This window comes from Streptomyces sp. HUAS MS02 (assembly GCF_055702265.1).
Genome location: NZ_CM146747.1, coordinates 7,854,875 through 7,877,448, shown reverse-complemented (window position 1 = coordinate 7,877,448; position 22,574 = coordinate 7,854,875). Strand labels below are relative to the sequence as shown.

Here is a 22,574-nt window from a genome sequence, read left to right as displayed (position 1 = left end):
CGTATGCGCGCGTGGGCGAACGGCGGCGCCCCACGCGCGCGTACGGGTGTGCGAGGTGCTCAGGCGAACTCCGGGGCCGCGGTCGCCGGTCCGCCCAGGGCGTCGCGGCGTTCCGGCATCGTCAGGGTCACCATGCGGCGCCAGCCGAAGGCCCGCTCGTAGGCGTACACGGCGTGGATGCCCGCCGCGAGGACGGCGGCCTTCGCCTTCGGCCAGCCCAGGACGCGCCCCATGCGGTCCATCACGGCGAGGCTGACGTCCCGGTACACGGCGATCTCGGCGAGGGCGCACTCGCGCAGGGTCCGCTGGATCAGGCGGCCGTGTCCGGCGGCCGCGTAGCGCAGCAGTTCCTCGTGGGTGTACGCGAGGTGGTTGTCCTCGTCGTCGGAGATCATCCGGACGGCCTTGCCGATCTCGGGGTGGTCCGCGAAGTGCTTGCGGAGCATCACCATCTGGTCGGCGGCTCGCTGTTCGGTGACCCGGCTGTGGGACAGGTAGACGATGATGTCCCGCAGCGTCAGGGCCTGGTCGGCCTTGAGCTTCTCGTGCGCGAGGCCGATGCCGCGGCGTTCGAGCAGCATCGTGTAGTCGGTCTCGGGCGGGACCTCCACCGGTCGGAGGCCGCGCTTCTTCATGAGGGCGTTGAAGATCCGCCCGTGTTTGTCCTCGTCGGCACCGTGGCGGGTGATCTTCGGTACGAGTGCGCGCTCGCTCTGCGGGACGAGCGCCGCGATGCGCGCGTTCTCCCAGCCGCCCTGTGTCTCGCCGCTGGCGGCGATCGAACAGAACAGCCGGAACGACTCGTCGTTGTCGACGATCTCCTGGAAGAGACTCTTGGCCGAAAGCATCTGAGGCACCTCTCTGCAGGGGTCCTGGCAGGGGTCCTGCAGAGAACGAGTCAAATGGGGTGACAGGAGCCGGGCAACAGCTGTGTCGGACAAATCCGCCGAACGAAGGATGCCGGGGCGGCGCGAACGCGTAACCGAGCGGGATGCGCCGCGTTGTCCTCCGTGACGGCCGTGGCGGGGAAGACCCCCGAGCCCCCACCACGGCCGCGGAACTTTCCGAGCCCCCGGTCCGGCCGATTCCGGCCGGTTCCGGCGCATGTCGGCCGCTGCTCCGTTCGGGTTACGCGAGCCCGGCCAGCTCCATGGCCTCGGTGCCGGCCCGGAGCGAGGCGATCCGCTCGTCCAGGGTGAAGCCCGCGGGGGCGAGGGTGAGGGTGGTGACCCCGGCCTCGGCGTAGGCCTTCATCCGGTCGGCGATGCGCTCCACCGACCCGAGCAGCGTGGTCTGGTCGATCAGCTCGTGCGGAATGGCCGCCGCGGCCCCGGTCTTGTCACCCGCCAGGTACTTGTCCTGGATCTCGGCCGCCTCCTTCTCGTACCCCATGCGCTGGGCGAGCTGGTTGTAGAAGTTCTGCTTGCGGCTGCCCATGCCGCCGACGTACAGCGCGGTGTACGGGCGGAAGGTGTCGGCGAGCGTCGCCACGTCCTTGTCGGCGCCGACGGCGAGGGGCAAGGTCGGGCAGACGTCGAACCCTTCGAGGGTCTTGCCGGCCTTCTCCCGTCCCGCCCGCAGGTACCTGATCGCCGTGTCCTCCAGGTGCGCGGCCGAGGGGAAGATCAGCAGGGCGCCGTCGGCGATCTCGCCGGTCTGCTCCAGGTTCTTCGGGCCGATCGCGGCGATGTACAGCGGGATGTGCTCGCGGGTGGGGTGCACGGTCAGCTTCAGCGGCTTGCCGGGGCCGCCGGGCAGCGGCAGCGTCCAGTGCTCGCCGTCGTGCGACAGACGCTCACGGGTCATCGCCTTGCGGACGATCTCCACGTACTCGCGGGTGCGGGCGAGCGGCTTGTCGAACTTGACCCCGTACCAGCCCTCCGAGACCTGCGGCCCCGAGACGCCGAGGCCGAGCCGGAAACGGCCGCCGGAGAGCGAGTCCAGCGTCGCTGCGGTCATCGCGGTCATCGCGGGCTGGCGGGCCGGGATCTGGAAGATGGCGGAGCCCACGTCGATGCGGTCGGTCTTGGCGGCGACCCAGCTGAGCACGGTGGCGGCGTCCGAGCCATAGGCCTCCGCCGCCCAGCAGACCGCGTACCCCAGGCGGTCTGCCTCCTGGGCCACGGCCAGGTTGTCCCCGTCCATTCCGGCGCCCCAGTAGCCGAGGTTGATCCCGAGCTTCATATAGACCCGCCTTCCTTTACCGATCAGTAACGTCTTGGTCCCGCCGACCATACCGGGGGCATGCCGCTGTGGGGCGAGTGCGGGTCCGTTGCGGTTGCTCGCGCAGTACCCCCTCGGCCGCGGACGACGAGTCCACCCTGTGGAAATCGGTTGTCCACAGGCCCCCACGCGGCGAACCCTGGCCAGTAATCTCGGCGTTCATGGAGCAGAGGCATCTCGGCCGTACCGGCCTGCGCGTGTCCCGGATCGGGCTCGGCACCCTGACGTGGGGCCGCGACACGGACGAGCATGACGCCGCGGACATGTTGAAGGTGTTCTGGGAGGCGGGCGGCACCCTCGTGGACACGGCCGACGTCTACGGTGACGGCGAAGCCGAGTATCTGCTCGGGCAGTTGATGGACGGGCTGGTGCCCCGCCGTGACCTGGTCATCTCCACGAAGGCCGGCAGCGTCCCGGACCCCGACCGCCGCTTCGACGGTTCCCGGGGCCATCTGCTCGCCGCCCTGGACGCCTCCCTCGCCCGCCTCGGCACGGACTACGTCGACCTCTGGCACATCCACGCCTACGACCCCGAGACGCCGCTCGACGAGACGCTCCAGGCCCTCGACCTGGCCGTCAGCAGCGGCCGGGCCCGGTACGCCGGCGTCTCCAACTTCTGCGGCTGGCAGCTGGCGAAGGCGGCCACCTGGCAGCTCGCGGCCCCCGGTATACGCACCCGCCTGGCCAGTACGCAGCTGGAGTACTCCCTGCTGCAACGCGGCGTCGAGCGCGAGGTGCTGCCCGCCGCGCTGGACCTGGGCGTCGGTCTGCTCCCCTCGTCGCCGCTGGGGCGCGGGGTGCTGACCGCCAAGTACCGCCACATCACGCCCCCCGACTCCCGGGGCGGCTCCGAGCACATGGCACCGTTCGTCGCGCCGTACCTCGACGAGACGGCGACCAGCATCGTGGAGGCGGTGCAGACCGCCGCGGACGGTCTCGCTGTGACCCCGCTCCAGGTGGCCCTCGCCTGGGTGCGCGACCGGCCCGGCGTGGCCGCGCCCATCGTCGGCGCGCGCAACGCGCTGCAGCTCACGGGGGCATTGTCAGTGGAGACCCTTAGTCTTCCTGACGAGATCTGCCGGGCTCTCGACGATGTGTCGGCGCCCGTGCACCGCTATCCCGATCACGACTGGAGCACGCTGTGAGCACGGAGCCCGCGACCACGGGGACGGACGGGCCGGGAGGCCAGGGCGACACCACGCGCTCCGACGCGCCCGACGACGCAACCGCCGGGAGCACTCCGGAAGGCTCCGCCGGCACCGACGACTCGGGCACGTCCGAGGGCGCCTCCGAAGCTTCCGAGGACGCGTCCGAAGGCGCATCCGAAACCTCCGAAGACCCGTCCGAGGGCGCCTCCGAGGCCTCCAAGGACCCGTCCGAAGGCGCGTCCGAAGTCTCCGAGGCCCAGGCCGAGTTGGCGGCCCAAAGGCTGGAGCGGGAGCGGATCGAGCGGCGCAAGGCGGAGAAGAGGGAACCGATCACGAGCGGGGCCAAGCTCAGCGGGACGGCCGCCGATCTGCTGGCCGCCGTACGGGCCGTGGAGGGCGGCCGGAAGCCCACGGCCACCGCTTTCGACGAGCCGGAGCCGGCGCCGCGTCGGCCCGCACAGGAACCGGTGCGGCGACCGCAGCCCGTGGCACCCCCGGTCGGTGCGGCGGTTCCGTCGGGCGAGACCGTCGAGGCGGTGCGCGCGGTGCTGGCCGAGGGCGGTGCGCCGGAGGCGCTGGTGCCGCAGGTCGCCGAGGCGCTCGGCGAGAGCGCGGGCGCCCTGCTGCGTGAGGATCCCTGGCAATTGCTGCGCGTTCCGGGCGTGCGGCCCGAGCAGGCGGACGGGTTCGCGCGGGCCCTGCTCGGCGCGGAGTGCGGCCCGGACGACGAGCGGCGGGGCCGCGCGGTCACCGTCTGGCTGCTGGAGCAGGCCGCCGTCGCCGGGCACACGGCGCTGGAGGCCCCGGCCCTGGTCGGCGCGCTCGGTCAGCGTTCCGTCCCCGATCCCGACGAGGCCGTCCAGAGCACCGTGGCCGAGGGCGAGGCCCTGGTGTTCCAGGACGCCCTGGACGACACCCCGGCCGCGCCACGGTCCACGCCGGCCCCCGGACCGACCGCCGACTCCCCCGCCGACGACGAGGGCGAGGGCGACGAGGCCGAGGAGGAGCGCCCGGTCCGCGTCCTCATCGGGCTGGAGCGGTACGCCCTCGCCGAGGAGAGCCTCGCCGACGGCCTCGCCCGCGTCATGAACTCCCTGCCCAAGGACGATCCAGCCGACTGGTCCTCGGCGGCCGCGTCGGCACCGCGTTCCGCCGCCGAGCTGATCCGCGCCGTCGCGGGGCACGGGCTCGTGCTGCACACCGGCGGCGAGGCGGCCCGCGCGGAACCGGCGGCGCTCGTCGCGGCCGCCCGGTCGCTCGGGCTGCGGGCGTACGCGGCGACGCACAGCGCGGACGGCGTGCGCCGCTTCGCCGCACAGCTGGGCTCCGCCGACGGCGGGGACACCGCCGAAGGGGGCGACACCGCCGTGGCGACCCTCGCCGGGCTGCTGTCCGGCGCCGAGGGACCCGGCCGTGACGTGGAGGGCGCGCTCGACCTGGATCTGCTCGTGGTGCTGGACGCGCCCCAGTTGGACGTCGAGACCGCCGCGCTGCTCGTCGAGTCGTTGCCCGACGGTTCCCGGCTGGTGCTCAGCGGCGACCCGGGAGTGCTCTGGTCCGCCGGGCCCGGCCGGGTCTTCGCCGATCTGCTCGCCGCCCGGACCTGCCCGCAGGTGGCCTCGCGGACACCCGACCCCGGGCCGATCGGTGAACTGGTCTCCGGCATCGGCATCGGCGAGCTGAACCAGGTCGACGCGCCCGGCAAGGAGGTCGTGATCGTGCCGGTGCGGGACGCCGGTGAGGCGGTGCACCGGACCGCGCAGCTCGTCGTGGACTCGGTGCCCAGGGCGTTCGGGATCCCGGCCGAGCAGGTACAGGTGATCACCCCCGGGCACGGGGGCGCCGCCGGTACGCGTGCGCTGAACGCCGCGCTCAAGGAGCGGCTGAACCCCGGTCCGGGCCGTTTCGGCGGCTTCGACCCGGGCGACCGTGTGGCCCACTCCCCCGCGCCGGGCCGCACGACCCCCGGCCGGGTGGTGAAGGCCGACGCCGAGGGGCTGCACCTGGAGTGCGCGGGTGCGGCCGTGGTCGTACCGAAGGAGCGGGTGGAGCAGACCGTGCGGCACGGGTGGGCGCTGACCGCGCACCAGGCCGTCGGGCACCGGTGGCCGGCGGCGGTGGTGGTGCTGCCGGGTGACGCGGCGCAGGCCCTCACGCGCCCCTGGGTCTACACGGCCTTCGGCCGCGCCGAGCGGCACCTGTCCGTCGTGCACGGGGTGGAGCAGGCCCTGCCCCGCGCGGTCGCCGAGATCCCCCCGAAGCCGCGGACGACACGACTGCCGGCATTGCTGAAGGCCCAGATGCCGTCGGCCGATTGACGGCGCGCGCCCCCAGGGCGGCCCGCCGGGCCGCCTTCAGGGGCGCGGGGCCGCCTTCAGGGACGCGGGGCCGCCGTCGGGGCGCGGGGAACTGCGCGAGCGACCACGCGGACCCGAGGCCGCCCGACGGCGGACGGCCCCGAGTTCCGAGGCGCCCCGCCCCCTGGGCCCCGGCCCCTATCGGTCCACGTCCAGCGGTTCCAGATCCTCGTCCTCGTCCAGCTCCGCCGCGAGCGTGACGTCGTCGTCCAGGTCGTCGTCGTCCGGCTCGTCGTCGAAGACCGCGCTGACGTCGAAGCGGCAGACGACCTGCTGCCCGTCGACCCCTTCGAAGGGCGCCTCCAGCCACTCACCGGGCTCGGCGGCGTCGTCCGCGGCGGTCACCCAGAGCGTGGAGTCCCCCTCCTCCAGACCGAACTCCTTGTGCCGGGAGGCGATCTCGTCCGGTTCGAACTCCCCGAACAGCACGCCGAGGGCGCCGAGCACCGTGCTCGCCGCCCCGTCGGTGCCGGCCGGCTCCTCGGCCGCCTCCACGCGCTGCGCCTGTGCCAGCAGCCGCTGCGGCTCGCCCACCGTGTAGTCCCGGCGGATCAGCACACTGAGCGCGCCGGGCTCGTCGGGGCCGATGTACGGCGGCCTGTCCTCGGTGCCAGGGATCTCGAAGGGAGTGACCTCGTCATAGCGGTCGTAGAGCAGTTCGTCGTACTCCTCGGCGGCCGCGGCCAGCTCGTTGAACGCCTCGTAGACGGCCGGGTCGTCCTCCCCCGACCGGCGTTCGACCGCCGCCAGGTGACGGTCGAGCGCGGTCTTGACCGCCTCGGCGGCGGCGCGTACCTCGGCAGCGGTGGGCTGAGCAGCATCAGACATAGTGCAGACGCTATCCGTACCGGGCCCCAGCCCGCACAATAGATACCGATGCCGGAATACGAATTTGTCGACGTGTACGTACCGCGCGGGGTCTCCCGCAAGGACGCCACACGCCTGCTGACGGACCATGCCGAGTACGGACACTGGGAGTTGGACCGACTGAGCCTGCTGCGTGACGGCAGCCGCAGGGTGCGGTTGCGCCGACGGATCATCCGCCAGGTGCGCGCCACATGGTGACTGGGCGCAACGAAACGGAGCGGGCCCCGCTGCTGCGGGGCCCGCTCCGTTCGGTGGACGCCGGGTCCGGCTACAGGGCGGCGGCCCGTGCCTTGCGGTAGATCAGGGCGCCCCCGATCAGTGCGCCCGCGCCCACCGGAAGCATCAGCCCCAGCGGCAGGTCGCCGCCGGTCTGGGCGAGCTGGGCCAGGCCGTCGGGCTGGGTGACGGTCTGCGTACCCGGGGTGTTGGTGTCACCGCCGGGGACCTCGCCGCCGGGCCTGCCAGGACCGCCCGGCCCACCGGGCTTGCTCGGTGTCTGCGGGGACGCCTCCTCGGAGTCGCCCGGCGGGTTCTGCGAGCCGCCGCCCGGGTTCTCGTGCGCCCCTCCGCCGCCCGAGTTCCCGCAGTCGTCGTTCGCGACCCCGTTGCCGATGCCGACCACGCTGACGCTGTTGCCGCACACGTTGACCGGCACGTGCACCGGAACCTGGATGTGGTTCCCGGAGGCCACGCCCGGCGAGTCACCGGTGTGACCGTCGGCGTGGGACCCGCCGCCGTACGACGGGCCGTGGCCGTCGTCGCCGTAACCACCGCCGCCTGAGCCGTTGGAGCAGTCGTTGCCGACGGCCGTGTTGCCGACTCCGACGACGTTGACGCTGTTGCCGCAGACATTGACCGGTGCGTTCACCGGGGCCTGCACGACGTTGCCGGAGGCCACGCCCGGCGAGTCACTGGCGTGCCCCCGGGCCTGGGAGCCACCGTGCGAGGAGCCGTGGCCCTGGTCGCCGCGTGCGTGCTTGCCGCCTCCGCCGTTGGAACACTTGTTGCCGGCCGCGGGGTTGAGCAGCCCGACCACGTTCACCGTGTTGCCGCAGACGTTGACCTCGGTCTCCACCGGCGCCTGCACGGTGTTGCCGGAGAGCACGCCCGGCGAGTTGGTGGCGGACCCCTGCGCGCCGGAGTCGGCGTGGGCCATGCCTCCGGCCGCGGCGAAGACTCCGGACGCGGCCGCCACCGTCATGAGGCCTTTGCGGGTGACCTGTCGCATTGCTGAATTACCTGCCTTAAGCCCTATGTTGTGATCTTGTACACCTTGTCGGGAGACCGGACGGCCCCGGAGTGCATGGCGCGCACTCCGGGGCCGACGGTTTGTTCAGACCCTCACCGGGTGAGGCACAACGTCACTTGTTGATGCAGGTGTTGCCGAAGGCGGGGTTCAGCAGCCCGATCACCGAGATCGTGTTGCCGCACACGTTCACGGGGACGTGCACCGGCACCTGGACGACGTTGCCGGACGCGACACCCGGGGAGCCGACGGCGGCACCCTGGGCCCCGGCGTCGGCGACGGCCAGACCCGCGCCCGCGAGAACCAGACCACCGGTGGCAGCCGCAGCGGCGACGACCTTCTTGAGCATTGTTCCTCCTTGTTGGCAAAGCGACTCCAAGTAGCGAGTCGCATCACCTGTAACGAGGAGGGGCTAATGGAGCTACGAGCTTATGGTCGGATTCACCCGTCACGGTCGATCTTCGTACGCGCGGCCGAATAAGTACCGATCGGTGCCGAACAGGTCAGGACGCGTCGATGAAACGGTCGAGTACGCGCACACCGAACTTCAGGCCCTCCACCGGCACCCTCTCGTCGACACCGTGGAACATGCCCGCGAAGTCCAGCTCCGGGGGCAGCTTCAGCGGCGCGAAGCCGAAGCCCCGGATACCGAGGTCGTCGAAGGACTTGGCGTCCGTACCGCCGGAGAGCATGTACGGGACCGCCTTCGCGGCCGGGTCCTCGGCGAGCAGCGCGGACTGCATGGCGTCCACGATCGCCCCGTCGAAGGAGGTCTCCAGCGCCTTGTCGGAGTGCACGTCCTCGCGCCGCACCTTGGGGCCGAGGATCTTGTCGAGATCGGCGAGGAACTCCTCCTCGAACCCGGGCAGGAACCGTCCGTCGACGTGCGCGGTGGCCTCGCCCGGGATGACGTTGACCTTGTAACCGGCGCCGAGCTGGGTGGGGTTGGCGGTGTTGCGCAGGGTCGCGCCGATGAGCTTGGCGATACCGCCCAGCTTGGCGAGGGTGCCCTCCATGTCCTCCGGGTCGAGCGTGGTGCCGAGCGCGTCGCCGAGTTCGTCGAGGAAGGCGCGGGTGGTCTTGGTGACCCGTACCGGGAACTGGTGGCGGCCGAGGCGCGCGACCGCCTCCGACAGCTCGGTGATGGCGTTGTCGCGGTGGATCATCGAGCCGTGGCCCGCCGTTCCGGCCACGGTCAGCTTCATCCAGTGCATGCCCTTCTCGGCCGTCTGGATCAGATAGAGCCGCCGCTGCTCGCTGACCGTGAACGAGAACCCGCCGACCTCGCTGATCGCCTCGGTGACGCCCTCGAAGAGATCGGCGTGGTTCTTGACGAGGTGCTTCGCCCCGTACGTGCCGCCGGCCTCCTCGTCCGCGAGGAAGGCGAGCACGATGTCGCGCGGGGGCTTGCGGCCGCTGCGCAGCCGGTCGCGGACGACCGCCAGCGTCATGGCGTCCATGTCCTTCATGTCGACCGCGCCCCGGCCCCACACACAGCCGTCGGCGACCTCGCCGGAGAAGGGGTGGTGGGTCCAGTCCGCCGCGTTGGCCGGGACGACGTCGGTGTGGCCGTGGATGAGCAGCGCGGGCCGGGACGGGTCCTCGCCCTCGATCCGGGCCACCGTGGAGGCGCGGCCCGGGTGCGACTCGAAGATCTTCGGTTCCAGCCCCACCTCGGCGAGCTTCTCGGCGACGTACTCGGCGGCCGCGCGCTCACCCGGGCCCGAGTGGTCGCCGAAGTTGCTGGTGTCGATCCGGATCAGCTCGCTGCAGAGGTCGACGACCTCGTCCTCACCGGTCACGCGCCTGCCTGCGTCCGTCTCACTCACGCTGGTTCCTCCCGCTGTCGCTGCTGGTGGTTCCCCCACATCCTCCTCCTGCTTCCGCGCCCGCCCCAAGACCGGGACCGGCCCGTCACACGCCGTTCACGCCCGGCCGTCCCCGGGGACGGGGTGTGATCGGGGGCCCTCGAAAGCCTGGTAATGTTTCCTTCGTCGCCGCGAGGGAGACCCGCGCGACAGACACCTTGTCCGGGTGGCGGAATGGCAGACGCGCTAGCTTGAGGTGCTAGTGCCCTTTATCGGGCGTGGGGGTTCAAGTCCCCCCTCGGACACACAGTGGCGAAGGCCGCGACCCTCCGGGTCGTGGCCTTCGTGCGTTTACCGGCGGCGAAATGTGGGACATATCTCGCCTCGTCCGAGAAACCCCAGGTCACAGCCGTCCGGCCGACCCCCGTGGGCCGCCCTCCGGATGCCTCCGCTTGGCCGACACGACAGGCAGTAGTCACCCGAGCACTAGAGTATGGGGCTTGTTCGGCACCGGTACGGAAATATCCCCAGGCAGACCTGCGGCCCTCCGGCGCCCCCGGATGGTCCGGGTTCGAGAGGCGAGGATCCGATGGCCGCCGTGTACGAGAGTCCCGACCTGACGCTGCTCGACGAGGAGATGGCCGAGGAAGCCGGGCGGCTCGGCGGGGCGGCGCGCTTCTCGGCCGGTCCCGCGGCCTCCCCCCGCACGCTGGTCGATGTCTTCGAGGCGTCCGCGCGGTCGTACCCGGACGAGCCCGCGCTGGACGACGGGACGCGGCGGCTGACCTATCGCGCGCTGGCCGTCGAGGTGGAGAACCTGCGGCGGCGGCTGGGAGCCGCCGGGGTCGGACTCGGGGACCGGGTCGGGGTGCGGGTGCCGTCGGGCACGAGCGAGCTGTACGTCGCCATCCTCGCGGTCCTCGCCGCCGGAGCCGCCTACGTGCCCGTGGACGCCGAGGACCCCGACGAGCGAGCCGAACTGGTGTTCGGCGAGGCGGAGGTGCGGGCGGTCGTCGGGGCCGGACACGAACTGACCGTGCACGGCGCGTCCGACTCCCCCGCCGCGCGGCCCGGGGTCGAGCACGACGCGTGGATCATCTTCACCTCCGGGTCGACGGGCAGGCCCAAGGGGGTGGCCGTCAGCCACCGCAGCGCCGCCGCGTTCGTGGACGCCGAGGCGGCGCTCTTCCTGACCGAGGAGCCGATCGGACCCGGGGACCGGGTGATGGCCGGTCTCTCGGTGGCCTTCGACGCGTCCTGCGAGGAGATGTGGCTGGCCTGGCGGTACGGCGCCTGTCTGGTGCCGGTGCCGCGCGCACAGGTCAGGAGCGGCGCGGATCTGGGGCCCTGGCTGGTCGAGCAGGAGATCACGGTGGTCTCGACCGTGCCGACGCTGGCCGCGCTCTGGGAGCCCGAGACCCTGAGCGACGTACGGCTGCTGATCTTCGGCGGTGAGGCGTGCCCGCCGGAGCTGGCGCAGCGGCTGGTGACGGAGGGGCGGGAGGTCTGGAACACGTACGGGCCGACCGAGGCCACCGTCGTCGCCTGCGCCTCGCTGATGACCGGCGCGGAGCCGATCCGGATCGGGCTGCCGCTCGACGGGTGGGAGCTGGCCGTCGTGGACGAGAGCGGGGAGCCCGTGCCGATGGGCGGCAGCGGGCAGCTGGTGATCGGCGGCGTGGGGCTCGCGCGGTATCTCGACGCCGAGAAGGACGCGGAGAAGTACGCGCCGCTGGAGTCGCTGGGCTGGGAGCGCGCCTACCGCAGTGGTGACCTGGTGCGGGCCGAGCCCGAGGGGCTGGTCTTCCTCGGGCGGGCCGACGAGCAGATCAAGCTCGGCGGGCGGCGGATCGAGCTGGGCGAGGTCGACGCCGCCTTGCAGGCCCTGCCCGGGGTCGCGGGCGCCGCGGCGGCCGTACGGACCGCGCGGAGCGGCAACCAGCTGCTGGTCGGTTACGTGGTCACCCAGGAGGGGTGGGACCACGCGACGGCCGTGGCGAAGCTGCGGGCGGAGCTGCCGGCCGCGCTGGTGCCGCTGCTGGCGCCGGTGGCGGAGCTGCCGACCCGGACGTCCGGGAAGGTGGACCGGAACGCCCTGCCGTGGCCGCTGGCGGACCTGGAGACGGCCGGTCCGGCCGAGGAGCTGTACGGGACCGAGGCGTGGCTCGCCGAGCAGTGGGCCGAGGTGCTGGGGATCCCGGTCGGCGGCGCGGACGACGACTTCTTCGCGATCGGCGGCGGGAGTCTGGCCGCCGCGCAGCTGACGACACGGCTGCGGACCAGGTATCCGAGCGTCGCGGTGGTGGACGTCTACCAGCGGCCCACGCTCAGGAAGCTGGCCCGGTATCTGGAGGAGTCCGGCGGGCAGGAAGGGCCCCGGCGCGTGGTGGCACCCGTGCCCCTGCGGGCGCGGCTGGTCCAGTCGCTGATGCTGGTGCCGCTGTTCACCCTGCTCGGTCTGCGGTGGGTCGTCCCGCTGGCCGCGCTCGGGAATCTGCTCGCGCCCTACGCCTGGCTGCCGACCGCACCCTGGTGGGCCGTGGGGGCCGGGGCGGTGCTGCTCTTCACCCCGCCGGGGCGGCTGGCGGTCGCGGCCGTCGGGGCGCGGCTGCTGCTGCGCGGGGTCCGGCCGGGCCGGTACGCGCGCGGCGGGAGCGTGCACCTGCGGCTGTGGGCGGCCGAGCGGCTGGCCGAGTTCAGCGGGGCCACCTCGCTGACCGGGGCCTGGCTGGAGCGGTACGCGCGGGCCCTGGGCGCCAAGGTCGGCGCCGATGTCGATCTGCACGCGCTGCCGCCGGTGACCGGGATGCTCAAGCTCGGGCGGGGCGCGGCCGTGGAGTCCGAGGTGGACCTCTCCGGGTACTGGCTCGACGGGGACCTGCTGGAGATCGGGCCGGTCAAGGTGGGCGCCGGCGCGGTCGTCGGGACGCGGAGCATGCTGCTGCCGGGGGCCAGGGTCGGCAAGCGGGCCGAGGTGGCGCCCGGGTCGGCCGTGGTCGGGCAGGTCCCCACCGGACAGCGCTGGGCCGGGGCGCCCGCGGTCAAGCTGGGCAAGGCGAAGCGGAACTGGCCCAGGGAGCGGCCGCGGCGGGGCCTGTTCTGGCGGGTGTCGTACGGGGTGACCGGGTTCGGGCTGACCGCGCTGCCGGTGCTCGCCGGGCTCGCCGCGCTGGCGGTGCTGAGTCTGTTCGTGGATCCGCAGGCCGGGCTGGGCGGTGCCCTGCGGGGCGCGGTGCTCGGGCTGGTGCCGGCCACGCTCGCGTTCGGGGCGGCGTACGCGCTGCTCCTGCTGGTCGCCGTGCGGCTGCTGAGCCTCGGGCTGCGGGAGGGCACGCATCCCACGCACAGCCGGGTCGGCTGGCAGGCGTGGACGGTCACCCAGCTGATGGACCGGTCGCGGGAGACGTTGTTCCCGCTGTACGCGGGGCTGGTCACGCCGGTGTGGCTGCGGTTGCTCGGGATGCGGATCGGCCGGGGCGCGGAGGTGTCGACGGTGCTCGCGCTGCCGAGTCTGACGACGGTCGGGGACGGGGCGTTCCTCGCGGACGACACGTTGACCGCGCCGTACGAGCTGGGCGGGGGCTGGATGCGGATCGGGCGGGCGGAGATCGGGCGGCGGGCGTTCCTGGGGAACTCCGGGATGACCGCGCCCGGGCGTTCCGTGCCGGACGGCGGGCTGGTGGGGGTGCTGTCGGCGACGCCGAAGAAGGCGAAGAAGGGCAGCTCGTACCTGGGGCTGCCGCCGGTCAGGCTGCCCCGGGCGGCGGCGGACGGTGACCAGAGCCTGACCTACGAGCCGCCGGCGCGGCTGCTGTGGGCGCGGGCGCTGGTGGAGCTGTGCCGGATCGTGCCCGTGTTCTGCTCGGCGGGGCTCGCGCTGCTGACGGTGGCGGCGCTGAGCGCGCTGGGCGGCTGGGCGTGGCCGGTGGGCGGTCTCGTGCTGCTGGGGGCGGGTGTGCTGGCGGGCCTGGTGTCCGTCGTGGCGAAGTGGCTGCTCGTGGGGCGGCACCGCGGCGGGGAGCATCCGCTGTGGAGCGGTTTTGTGTGGCGCAACGAGCTGGCGGACACCTTCGTGGAGGTCCTGGCCGTGCCGTGGCTGGCCGGGTCGGTGCCCGGGACCGCGGTGCTGAACGTGTGGCTGCGCGGGCTGGGGGCGCGGATCGGCAAGGGGGTGTGGGTCGAGAGTTACTGGCTACCCGAGACCGACCTCGTGACGCTCGGCGACGGGGCCACGGTGAACCGGGGATGCGTCCTGCAGACCCACCTCTTCCACGACCGGATCTTGCGGACGGATACTGTTGAGCTCCGTGAGGGCGCCACGTTGGGCCCGGGCGGAATCGTCCTGCCCGGCAGCGTGGTCGGGGCCCGTACCACGCTGGGTCCGGCGTCGCTGGTCATGGCCGCGGAGTCCGTTCCCGACGACACCCGGTGGCTGGGCAACCCGATCGAGTCATGGCGCCGCTGACCGCGGCTCGTGCGGCGTCGGGGGACTCGGGGGACGATGGACGTCGTACGAGAGCGGAGCGGGGAGCAGAAGCGGCAGTGGCGGTTCAGCAGTCAGTGGGTCCGGACCCGTACTTCCCGGCGAACGGTGATCCCCGTTACCGGGTGCATCGGTACGAGCTGGCTGTGGACTACCGACCAGGGCCGAACCGGCTGTCGGGCACCGCGAGGCTCAACGCCATAGCGGGCCGGGCCCCTCTAGCGGAGTTCCAGCTGAACCTCGCCGACTTCAAGATCGGGCGGGTGCGGGTCGAGGGGCGGGCGCCGCACTACTCGCACCGGGGTGGCCGGCTGCGGATCCGGCCGGCCAAGCCGATCCGGCCCGGCGCCGCGTTCACGGTGGAGGTGCACTGGTCGGGCAATCCGAAGCCGGTGAACAGCCCCTGGGGCGGACTCGGTTGGGAGGAGCTGACCGACGGGGCGCTGGTGGCGAGCCAGCCCGTCGGGGCGCCGTCCTGGTATCCGTGCAACGACCGGCCCGCCGACAAGGCCTCGTACCAGATCTCGGTGACGACACCCTCGGCGTACCAGGTGGTGGCGGGCGGACGGCTGCTGACCCGTACGACGAAGGCGTCCACGACGACGTGGGTGTACGAGCAGTCGGCGCCGACGTCGAGCTATCTGGTGGGGCTGTCGATCGGCAGGTACCAGACGGTGCTGCTGGGCGATCCGAGGCCGGGCGGGGTGCCGCAGCACGGGCACATCCCGGCGCACCTGCTCACCGAGTTCTCGCGGGACTTCGCGCGGCAGCCGGCGATGATGGAGCTGTTCGAGGAGCTCTTCGGGCCGTACCCGTTCGGGGAGTACGCGGTGGTGGTGACCGAGGAGGAGCTCGATGTCCCGGTCGAGGCCCAGGGGTTGTCGCTGTTCGGCGCCAACCACGTGGACGGGGCGCGGGGTTCGGAGCGGCTGGTGGCGCACGAGCTGGCGCACCAGTGGTTCGGCAACAGCGTGTCCATCGCCGACTGGCGGCACATCTGGCTGAACGAGGGGTTCGCCAAGTACGCCGAGTGGCTGTGGTCGGAGCGTTCGGGCGGGCGCAGCGCGCAGCAACTGGCCGCCGCCGCGCACCAGAAGCTCGCCGCGCTGCCGCAGGATCTGCGGCTGGCCGACCCGGGCCGCAAGCTGATGTTCGACGACCGGCTCTACGAGCGCGGCGGGCTGACCGTCCACGCCGTGCGCTGTGCCCTCGGTGACGAGGCGTTCTTCCGGATGCTGCGCGGCTGGGCGACCGTCCACCGCGGCGGCGCGGTGACCACGGCCGGTTTCACCGCGCACGCCGGGCGCTACGCCGACGGGCCCCTGGACGCCCTGTTCCGGGCCTGGTTGCGGGAACCGGCGCTGCCGCCGCTGCCGTCCCCGAGGGGTTCCGGGGTGCCGGCGCGGCCGCCGTATCCGCCGACGAACGCGGGCTCGGCGTAGAGCGGGCACAATGACTGCCATGTCGTCGCGCCGCAGCGGTTCCAGGGCCAGGTCGAAGAGTGTTTCCCGTGCTTCGTCGCCGGCTCCCCTTTCGTGCCCCTGCGGGTTGCCGCGGACGTACGAGGACTGCTGCGGCCGCTACCACTCCGGGGGCGCCGCCGCGCCGACCGCCGAGGCGTTGATGCGGTCCCGCTACAGCGCGTTCGTGATGCGCGACGAGGCGTACCTGCTGCGCAGCTGGCATCCCCGCACCCGGCCCGCCGACGTCGCCTTCGACACGACCATGCGCTGGACCGGCCTGGAGATCCTGGAGACCCGGGACGGCTCCGCCTTCCACACCACCGGCACCGTCACGTTCCGCGCCTCGTACCGCGGTGGCTCGATGCTCGAGCGAAGCCGCTTCGAGCGGGTGGCGGGGGCCTGGGCGTACGTGGACGGGGAGTTCCCCGCGGACGACGGGGCCTAGCGGGCCCGTCCGGGCCCTGGGTCGACCGGTGGTCGAGCCCCGGGTCAACCGGTGGTCGGCGCCTGGCCGTTGGGGGCCAGGATGTCCAGTTCCTGGAGGGCGCCGACCGTGATCTCCCTGGTGAGCTCTTCGGCCCGGGCGGCGTCCTTCTCGCGGATGGCTTCCGCGACCTGGACGTGGAGGGTGACGGCTGCGGGGTCGGGGTCGTGGAACATCACGGCGTGGTGGGTGCGGCCGGCGAGGACCTCCTCGACGACGTCGCCGAGGCGGGCGAACATCTCGTTGCCGGAGGCGTCGAGGATCAGGCGGTGGAAGGCGACGTCGTGCCGGAGGTAGCCCTCCAGCCGGTGGCCGCGTGAGTTGGCGACCATGCCGATGGCGCACTCGGTGAGCGCGGCGCACTGCTCGGCGGTGGCGTTGCGCGCGGCGAGGCCCGCGGCGATCGGCTCGACGGCGGAGCGCAGGACCGTGAGGGAGCGCAGCTGACGGGGGCGGTCCGCGCCGGCCAGCCGCCAGCGGATGACCTGCGGGTCGTAGACGTTCCACTCGGCGGGCGGGCGGACGATCACGCCGACCCGGCGACGGGACTCGACCAGGTGCATGGACTCCAGCACGCGCACCGCCTCGCGCATCACGGAGCGGGACACCTCGAAGGCCTGGGCGAGTTCGTCCGTGCGCAGCACGCTGCCCGGCGGGTACTCGCCCGCCGTGATCGCCGGTCCGAGGGTCTCCAGAACTCGGCCGTGCAGCCCCCGGCCCGGTGTGGTCATGGGGATCAGGGTACGAGGAGGGGGGCGTGAAGAAAAAGTCAGACTTATTGATGTCGAGGGCTTGAATTCGTCGTACCTAATGGGTTTCAGTGTCGTCGACGTCGGGTGACGTCTCAGATGTCGACGAAGACAGCGAGGTAGTGATGCGTACCCCTCATGTCGTCGTGGTGATGGGCGTGGCAGGGACCGGGAAGACCACGATCGGTCCCCTGCTCGCGGCACGGCTCGGCGTTCCGTACGCCGAGGGCGACGACTTCCACCCCGCGGCCAACATCGCCAAGATGTCGGCCGGGACACCGCTGGACGACGCGGACCGAGGTCCGTGGCTGGACGCCATCGGCGCCTGGGCGCACGACCGGGCCGGGCTAGGCGGGGTGGTCAGCTGTTCCGCGTTGAAGCGGTCCTACCGGGACCGGCTGCGGGCGGCGGCGCCCGGTGTCGTCTTCGTGCATCTCACCGGTGACCGGACCCTCATCGAGGACCGGATGTCCCACCGGCAGGGCCACTTCATGCCCACCGCGCTGCTCGACTCGCAGTTCGCCACGCTGCAGCCCCTGGAGGCGGACGAGGCGGGCGTCGCGGTCGACGTGGCGGGCGCGCCCGAGGAGATCGCCGAGCGGGCGGTCGCGGCGCTGCGGGAGTTCGATCCGGCGTCGTCGTAGGCCCTCGGCCGCCGGCTCCTGCCGCTCGCTGCCTCCTGCTTCACCTCAGCTCCCTCCCCCACTCCCACTCCCACTCCCACCCCCCCACCTCCCCCTGACACCTCCTCAATCAAGGAATCACCGTGACCGGACTCAACGTCGAGTTGCTGGCAGCGGACCCCGTCGAGCCGATCACCTCGGCGGGGCACGCGCAGCTGGGCATCGCCGTCCTGGCGGGCATCGCCGTGATCGTCGTGCTCATCACCAGGTTCAAGGTGCACGCCTTCCTGGCGCTGACCATCGGCTCGCTCGCGCTCGGCGCGTTCGCCGGGGCGCCGCTGGACAAGGCGATCGCCAGCTTCACCACCGGGCTCGGGACGACCGTGGCCGGCGTCGGTGTGCTCATCGCGTTGGGCGCGATCCTCGGCAAGCTGCTCGCGGACTCCGGGGGCGCCGACGAGATCGTCGACACCATCCTCGCCAAGGCCCAGGGGCGGGCGATGCCGTGGGCGATGGTGCTGATCGCCTCGGTGATCGGGCTGCCGCTGTTCTTCGAGGTCGGGATCGTGCTGCTGATCCCGGTGGTGCTGATGGTCGCCAAGCGCGGCAACTACTCCCTGATGCGCATCGGCATCCCGGCCCTCGCGGGTCTGTCCGTGATGCACGGGCTGATCCCGCCGCACCCCGGCCCGCTGGTCGCGATCGACGCGGTGCAGGCCAACCTGGGTGTGACGCTGGCGCTGGGGCTGGTGGTCGCGATACCGACGGTGATCATCGCCGGGCCGCTGTTCTCGAAGTACGCGGCACGGTGGGTGGACGTACCGGTGCCCGAGCGCATGATCCAGGCGAGGCCCTCGGAGGAGTTGGAGAAGCGGCCCGCGTTCGGCGCGACCGTGGCGACCGTCCTCCTGCCGGTGGTGCTGATGCTGGCCAAGGCGCTCGTGGACATCGTCGTGGACGACCCCGAGAACATGGTGCAGCGGGTCTTCGACGTGGCCGGCTCGCCGCTGATCGCGCTGCTCGCGGCCGTGATCGTGGGCATGTTCACGCTGGGGCGGGCCGCCGGGTTCACCAAGGAGCGGCTGGGGTCGACCGTCGAGAAGTCCCTCGCGCCGATCGCGGGCATCCTGCTCATCGTCGGCGCGGGCGGCGGGTTCAAGCAGACGCTCATCGACTCCGGGGTCGGGCAGATGATCCTGGAGATCTCCGAGGACTGGTCGATCCCCGCGCTCGTCCTGGCCTGGCTGATCGCGGTGGCGATCCGGCTGGCGACCGGGTCGGCCACGGTCGCCACGATCTCGGCGGCGGGTCTGGTGGCACCGCTGGCCGCGGACATGTCGACGGCCCACACCGCCCTGCTCGTCCTCGCCATCGGCGCCGGCTCCCTCTTCTTCAGCCATGTCAACGACGCAGGCTTCTGGATGGTGAAGGAGTACTTCGGGCTCAGCGTCGGCCAGACCATCAAGACCTGGTCGGTGATGGAGACGATCATCTCGGTGGTGGCGGGGGCGATCGTGCTGCTGCTGTCGCTGATCATCTAGGGGCGCGGGCAGGCGAGGAGCGCTGGTCGTTCAGGGGGCGGGGAGCCGGAGGTCCGGCTCCCCGCCCCCCCGTCGTGACCGACGGCCTACGGTCCACGGATCACCGTCTACCGTCCACGGATCACCGTCTACCGTCCACGGCTCACCGTCCACGGTCTACGGCCGCCACAGCGGGTGCTCGCTGTCCGCCCACTCCCGGCTCACCGAGCCCGTACGCATGCCGCGCCGGGCCTCCGGGTCGCCCAGGGCCATGCCGATGTGGCCCGCCAGGACGATGCCGATGGTCAGGGCCAGCCAGTCGTGGACGAAGGTCGCGCTGGTCCGCCACATCAGGGGGGTGAGGTGGGTGAACCACATCATCAGGCCCGTGGCGAGCATGACGAGGGTGGCACCGGCGATCCAGGCCGCGTAGAGCTTCTGGCCGGCGTTGAACTTCGCGGCGGGGCGCGGGCCGGGAAGCCGGCGGCGGGCGGCGCGGAGCCAGAGGCGGTCGTGCGGGCCCCAGCGGTTGAGGCGGCCGAGGTCCGCGCGGAACGCGCGGGAGACCAGACCCGCCAGGACCGGGAGGGGCAGGAGAAGACCCGTCCACTGGTGAAGCATGACCACCAGGGCACGGCGGCCGACCAGTTCGGCGAGGGCGGGGAGGTAGAGGCAGGCCGCCGTCGCCACACAGACGCCCATCAGGGCCGCCGTCGTGCGGTGGATCCAGCGTTCGACGGCGGTGAAGCGCGGGACGCGGGAGGCCGTGACGACCGGCCGTTCCTCAAGTCGTCGGTGCATCGTCCCGCCCGTTCGATCGGCCGACCCACGCGTCGACGTCGTAGCCCCGCTCCTCCCAGTATCCGGGCTCGACCTCCTCGGTGACCTCGATGCCGGAGAGCCACTTCGCCGACTTGTAGAAGTACATGGGGGCGACGTACAGGCGGACCGGGCCGCCGTGGTTGTGGCTGAGGTCCTTGTCCTGCATCCGCAGGGCCACCAGGACGTCCGCGCGGCGGGCCTGCTCCAGGGTGAGGCTCTCGCTGTACGCCCCGTCGAAGCAGGTGAAGCGGACCGCCCCCGCCGAGGAGCGCACCCCGGCCGCGTCCAGCAGCACGGAGAGCCGTACGCCCTCGAACGGGGTGTCCGGCACGCGCCAGCCGGTGACGCACTGGACGTCCTTCACCATCCGGGTCTGCGGGAGGGCCCGCAGGTCGGCGAGGGTGTAGGAGCCGGGCTTGTCGACCAGCCCGTCGACCGTGAGGCGGTAGTCGGCGGCGGTCTTGCGGGGGACGGACGACGTCACCGAGTAGTAGCGGAAGCCGCCGCCGTTGGGGAGCAGGCCGGTCAGGCCGGTGGGGTCCTTCTGGGCCGCCTCGCCGAGGAACGCCTCCATGCCACGCTGGAGGACCGGCGCGGAGACGACGCCGAGGGCGCCGAGTCCGAGGGTGCCGAGGAGGACACGGCGGCCGATGGGCGCGCCGCGGCCCTCGGAGGCGTCCGCCCGGTCGGTGGGGGCCGCCGGGTCCGGGGGCTCCGGCGGCGCTTCCCGTGCTTGGGGGTGTTCAGGGTTCACGTATCGATTCGAACACCCGCGGCCCCGACTGGGCCAGCGGCGGCGGGTATTCGTCAGAATTCCGTCATGAGTGCGGCGCCGCGCTCAGCCCTCGCCCCGCCGCTCAGATCGCCGCTCAGCCCGTCGCCTTGGCCGCCGCCCGGCCCGCCGTGCGGCCCGAGAACAGGCAGCCGCCGAGGAACGTGCCCTCCAGGGAGCGGTAGCCGTGGACGCCGCCGCCGCCGAAGCCCGCGGCCTCGCCCGCCGCGTACACGCCCTCCAGCGGGTCGCCGCCCTCGGTGAGGACCCGGGAGGAGAGGTCGGTCTCCAGACCGCCGAGGGTCTTGCGGGTCAGGATGTTCAGGCGGACGGCGATCAGCGGGCCGGCCTTGGGGTCGAGGATGCGGTGCGGGGCGGCGGTGCGGATGAGCTTGTCGCCGAGGTATTTGCGGGCCCCCCGGATCGCCATGACCTGGAGGTCCTTGGTGAAGGGGTTGGCTACCTCACGGTCCCGGGCGACGATCTCGCGGCGCAGCTCGGCCTCGTCGATCAGCGGGTCCTTGGTGAGCGCGTTCATCCCGCGGACCAGGGAGCCGAGGTCCTTCTCGACGACGAAGTCCACGCCGTGGTCCATGAACGCCTTCACCGGGCCGGGGACGTCCGCGCGGGCCCGGATGAAGACGTCCCTGATGGACTTGCCCGTCAGGTCGGGGTTCTGCTCGGAGCCGGAGAGGGCGAACTCCTTGCCGATGATCTTCTGATCGAGCACGAACCACGTGTAGTCGTACCCGGTCTTCATGATGTGTTCGAGGGTGCCGAGGGTGTCGAAGCCGGGGAAGAGCGGCACGGGCAGGCGCTTGCCGCGGGCGTCCAGCCAGAGCGAGGACGGGCCGGGCAGGACACGGATGCCGTGGTTGTCCCAGATGGGGTTCCAGTTCTGGATGCCCTCGGTGTAGTGCCACATCCGGTCGCGGTTGATGAGGCGCGCGCCCGTCTCCTCGGCGATGCCGAGCATCCGGCCGTCGACGTGCGCGGGCACACCGGAGATCATCTTCTCCGGGGGGTTGCCGAGGCGCTCGGGCCAGTTGGCGCGGACCAGGTCGTGGTTGCCGCCGATGCCGCCGGAGGTGACGATCACGGCCTGGGCCTTCAGTTCGAAGGCACCGGTGACCTCGCGGCTGCTCGGCCGGCCGCGTTCTGTCGTCGAGGCCTCCAGGATCTCGCCGGTGACGGTGTCGACGGAGCCCGCGCTGCGCGACAGTCCGGTGACCCGGTGCCGGAACTTCAGCTGGACCAGCCCCCGGCGTACGCCTTCCCGTACGCGCCGCTCGAAAGGCGCGACGAGGCCGGGGCCGGTGCCCCAGGTGATGTGGAAGCGGGGGACGGAGTTGCCGTGGCCGTTGGCGTCGTAGCCGCCGCGCTCGGCCCAGCCGACCACCGGGAAGAACCGGACGCCCTGCTGGTACAGCCAGGACCGCTTCTCCCCGGCCGCGAAGTCCACGTACGCCTCGGCCCACTTGCGCGGCCAGTGGTCCTCCTCGCGGTCGAAGGCGGCCGTGCCCATCCAGTCCTGGAGGGCGAGGGCGTGGCTGTCCTTGATCCGCAGACGGCGCTGCTCGGGCGAGTCGACGAAGAAGAGCCCGCCGAAGGACCAGTGCGCCTGGCCGCCGATCGACTGCTCCGGCTCCTGGTCGAGGAGGATCACCTTGCGGCCCGCGTCGACGAGCTCCGCGGTCGCCGCGAGCCCGGCGAGGCCCGCCCCGATCACGATCACATCTGCGTCGTACGACATGGAGGACGTCCTCTCGGGAACGGGTGAGGCAACCGGGGGCACGCCGAAACGGGCCGGGCACGGCCCCGCGCGTTGTTACCGGCCGGTCAGCAGCTTGGGGATCAGATCCTTCGGCAGAAGACGTGACCTAGTCAACTGCCGAGAGGGGTCTCCTCTTTCATCGGCCCGCAGGGCCGTGTGTTTCGGGGGCGCGGGGAACCGCGCGGGAAGCCCACCGGGCCGGCGGCCGAAACCCTCTCTCGCCCCACCCCCTGCT

General features: G+C 72.4%; 18 protein-coding genes and 1 tRNA gene. 9 read left to right on the top strand and 10 right to left on the bottom strand.

The window, feature by feature from the left end; all coding sequences use genetic code 11:
• Positions 1 to 59: 59 nt before the first annotated feature.
• Positions 60 to 848, bottom strand: a complete 789-nt coding sequence (locus ACZ9QC_RS33965; RefSeq protein WP_472916594.1) for a ferritin-like domain-containing protein — start codon at positions 846 to 848, stop codon at positions 60 to 62.
• Between the two features lie 280 nt (positions 849 to 1,128).
• On the bottom strand, positions 1,129 to 2,184 hold the full coding sequence (locus ACZ9QC_RS33960; protein WP_472916593.1) for an LLM class F420-dependent oxidoreductase: 1,056 nt from the start codon (positions 2,182 to 2,184) through the stop codon (positions 1,129 to 1,131).
• A gap of 200 nt (positions 2,185 to 2,384) precedes the next feature.
• On the opposite strand from ACZ9QC_RS33960, the gene ACZ9QC_RS33955 reads away from it, so the two are divergent.
• Together ACZ9QC_RS33955 and ACZ9QC_RS33950 are read left to right on the top strand one after the other, a co-directional pair.
• Complete coding sequence (locus ACZ9QC_RS33955) at positions 2,385 to 3,368, top strand: aldo/keto reductase (protein ID WP_472916592.1); 984 nt, start codon at positions 2,385 to 2,387, stop codon at positions 3,366 to 3,368.
• The gene (locus tag ACZ9QC_RS33950) at positions 3,365 to 5,689 is read left to right on the top strand and encodes a helix-hairpin-helix domain-containing protein (RefSeq protein ID WP_472916591.1); all 2,325 of its coding nucleotides are present in this window, start codon (positions 3,365 to 3,367) and stop codon (positions 5,687 to 5,689) included. The genes ACZ9QC_RS33955 and ACZ9QC_RS33950 overlap by 4 nt, the downstream gene beginning before the upstream one ends.
• 177 nt (positions 5,690 to 5,866) lie before the next feature.
• Here ACZ9QC_RS33950 and ACZ9QC_RS33945 read toward each other — a convergent pair whose 3' ends face one another.
• Positions 5,867 to 6,556, bottom strand: coding sequence for a hypothetical protein (locus tag ACZ9QC_RS33945; RefSeq protein WP_472916590.1), 690 nt, complete (start codon positions 6,554 to 6,556; stop codon positions 5,867 to 5,869).
• Positions 6,557 to 6,604: 48 nt separating this feature from the next.
• Between ACZ9QC_RS33945 and ACZ9QC_RS33940 the strand changes: the two genes are divergently transcribed.
• Entirely contained in the window at positions 6,605 to 6,793 is a 189-nt protein-coding gene (locus ACZ9QC_RS33940; RefSeq protein ID WP_005485166.1) for a DUF5703 family protein, read from the top strand.
• Positions 6,794 to 6,863: 70 nt separating this feature from the next.
• Here ACZ9QC_RS33940 and ACZ9QC_RS33935 read toward each other — a convergent pair whose 3' ends face one another.
• From ACZ9QC_RS33935 to ACZ9QC_RS33925, 3 genes are all read right to left on the bottom strand, one after another.
• A complete protein-coding gene (locus tag ACZ9QC_RS33935) occupies positions 6,864 to 7,823 on the bottom strand; it encodes a chaplin (RefSeq protein WP_472916589.1) in 960 nt (319 codons plus the stop codon).
• A 133-nt stretch (positions 7,824 to 7,956) separates the two neighbouring features.
• Positions 7,957 to 8,190 carry a chaplin ChpH gene (gene chpH / locus ACZ9QC_RS33930; RefSeq protein WP_033531632.1) on the bottom strand — a complete coding sequence of 78 codons (234 nt, stop codon included), beginning with the start codon at positions 8,188 to 8,190 and terminating at the stop codon, positions 7,957 to 7,959.
• A 154-nt stretch (positions 8,191 to 8,344) separates the two neighbouring features.
• Entirely contained in the window at positions 8,345 to 9,670 is a 1,326-nt protein-coding gene (locus ACZ9QC_RS33925) for a M20/M25/M40 family metallo-hydrolase (RefSeq protein WP_472916588.1), read from the bottom strand.
• A gap of 199 nt (positions 9,671 to 9,869) precedes the next feature.
• On the opposite strand from ACZ9QC_RS33925, the gene ACZ9QC_RS33920 reads away from it, so the two are divergent.
• The 4 genes from ACZ9QC_RS33920 (at position 9,870) to ACZ9QC_RS33905 (ending at position 16,040) form a co-directional block, all read left to right on the top strand.
• A tRNA-Leu gene (locus ACZ9QC_RS33920) sits at positions 9,870 to 9,954 on the top strand.
• A 284-nt stretch (positions 9,955 to 10,238) separates the two neighbouring features.
• On the top strand, positions 10,239 to 14,114 hold the full coding sequence (locus ACZ9QC_RS33915; protein WP_472916587.1) for a Pls/PosA family non-ribosomal peptide synthetase: 3,876 nt from the start codon (positions 10,239 to 10,241) through the stop codon (positions 14,112 to 14,114).
• 77 nt (positions 14,115 to 14,191) lie between these two features.
• On the top strand, positions 14,192 to 15,574 hold the full coding sequence (locus tag ACZ9QC_RS33910; RefSeq protein ID WP_472916586.1) for a M1 family metallopeptidase: 1,383 nt from the start codon (positions 14,192 to 14,194) through the stop codon (positions 15,572 to 15,574).
• Positions 15,575 to 15,593: 19 nt separating this feature from the next.
• On the top strand, positions 15,594 to 16,040 hold the full coding sequence (locus ACZ9QC_RS33905) for a YchJ family protein (RefSeq protein WP_472916585.1): 447 nt from the start codon (positions 15,594 to 15,596) through the stop codon (positions 16,038 to 16,040).
• A 44-nt stretch (positions 16,041 to 16,084) separates the two neighbouring features.
• On the opposite strand, the gene ACZ9QC_RS33900 is transcribed toward ACZ9QC_RS33905, so the two are convergent.
• Complete coding sequence (locus ACZ9QC_RS33900; protein WP_472916584.1) at positions 16,085 to 16,810, bottom strand: FadR/GntR family transcriptional regulator; 726 nt, start codon at positions 16,808 to 16,810, stop codon at positions 16,085 to 16,087.
• A 143-nt stretch (positions 16,811 to 16,953) separates the two neighbouring features.
• Between ACZ9QC_RS33900 and ACZ9QC_RS33895 the strand changes: the two genes are divergently transcribed.
• Positions 16,954 to 17,472: a gluconokinase gene (locus ACZ9QC_RS33895; RefSeq protein ID WP_472916583.1), complete on the top strand. Its 519-nt coding sequence runs from the start codon at positions 16,954 to 16,956 to the stop codon at positions 17,470 to 17,472.
• 122 nt (positions 17,473 to 17,594) lie between these two features.
• Entirely contained in the window at positions 17,595 to 18,992 is a 1,398-nt protein-coding gene (locus ACZ9QC_RS33890) for a GntT/GntP/DsdX family permease (protein WP_472916582.1), read from the top strand.
• Positions 18,993 to 19,148: 156 nt separating this feature from the next.
• Here ACZ9QC_RS33890 and ACZ9QC_RS33885 read toward each other — a convergent pair whose 3' ends face one another.
• The 3 genes from ACZ9QC_RS33885 to ACZ9QC_RS33875 all read right to left on the bottom strand — a co-directional run bounded on the left by ACZ9QC_RS33885 (position 19,149) and on the right by ACZ9QC_RS33875 (position 22,318).
• Positions 19,149 to 19,772 (bottom strand): cytochrome b/b6 domain-containing protein, encoded by a 624-nt coding sequence (locus tag ACZ9QC_RS33885; RefSeq protein ID WP_472916581.1) that lies wholly within the window; start codon positions 19,770 to 19,772, stop codon positions 19,149 to 19,151.
• Complete coding sequence (locus ACZ9QC_RS33880) at positions 19,756 to 20,547, bottom strand: molybdopterin-dependent oxidoreductase (protein ID WP_472916580.1); 792 nt, start codon at positions 20,545 to 20,547, stop codon at positions 19,756 to 19,758. The genes ACZ9QC_RS33885 and ACZ9QC_RS33880 overlap by 17 nt, the downstream gene beginning before the upstream one ends.
• 115 nt (positions 20,548 to 20,662) lie before the next feature.
• The gene (locus tag ACZ9QC_RS33875) at positions 20,663 to 22,318 is read right to left on the bottom strand and encodes an FAD-binding dehydrogenase (RefSeq protein ID WP_472916579.1); all 1,656 of its coding nucleotides are present in this window, start codon (positions 22,316 to 22,318) and stop codon (positions 20,663 to 20,665) included.
• Positions 22,319 to 22,574 lie beyond the last annotated feature (256 nt).

Bases quoted from the DNA above. Each gene is read 5' to 3' on its own strand.
- ACZ9QC_RS33965 (WP_472916594.1), bottom strand. From the start codon at position 848: ATGCTTTCGGCCAAGAGTCTCTTCCAGGAGATCGTCGACAACGACGAG.
- ACZ9QC_RS33960 (WP_472916593.1), bottom strand. From the start codon at position 2,184: ATGAAGCTCGGGATCAACCTCGGCTACTGGGGCGCCGGAATGGACGGG.
- ACZ9QC_RS33955 (WP_472916592.1), top strand. From the start codon at position 2,385: ATGGAGCAGAGGCATCTCGGCCGTACCGGCCTGCGCGTGTCCCGGATC.
- ACZ9QC_RS33945 (WP_472916590.1), bottom strand. From the start codon at position 6,556: ATGTCTGATGCTGCTCAGCCCACCGCTGCCGAGGTACGCGCCGCCGCC.
- ACZ9QC_RS33940 (WP_005485166.1), top strand. From the start codon at position 6,605: ATGCCGGAATACGAATTTGTCGACGTGTACGTACCGCGCGGGGTCTCC.
- ACZ9QC_RS33935 (WP_472916589.1), bottom strand. From the start codon at position 7,823: ATGCGACAGGTCACCCGCAAAGGCCTCATGACGGTGGCGGCCGCGTCC.
- chpH (WP_033531632.1), bottom strand. From the start codon at position 8,190: ATGCTCAAGAAGGTCGTCGCCGCTGCGGCTGCCACCGGTGGTCTGGTT.
- ACZ9QC_RS33915 (WP_472916587.1), top strand. From the start codon at position 10,239: ATGGCCGCCGTGTACGAGAGTCCCGACCTGACGCTGCTCGACGAGGAG.
- ACZ9QC_RS33905 (WP_472916585.1), top strand. From the start codon at position 15,594: ATGTCGTCGCGCCGCAGCGGTTCCAGGGCCAGGTCGAAGAGTGTTTCC.
- ACZ9QC_RS33900 (WP_472916584.1), bottom strand. From the start codon at position 16,810: ATGACCACACCGGGCCGGGGGCTGCACGGCCGAGTTCTGGAGACCCTC.
- ACZ9QC_RS33895 (WP_472916583.1), top strand. From the start codon at position 16,954: ATGCGTACCCCTCATGTCGTCGTGGTGATGGGCGTGGCAGGGACCGGG.
- ACZ9QC_RS33885 (WP_472916581.1), bottom strand. From the start codon at position 19,772: ATGCACCGACGACTTGAGGAACGGCCGGTCGTCACGGCCTCCCGCGTC.
- ACZ9QC_RS33875 (WP_472916579.1), bottom strand. From the start codon at position 22,318: ATGTCGTACGACGCAGATGTGATCGTGATCGGGGCGGGCCTCGCCGGG.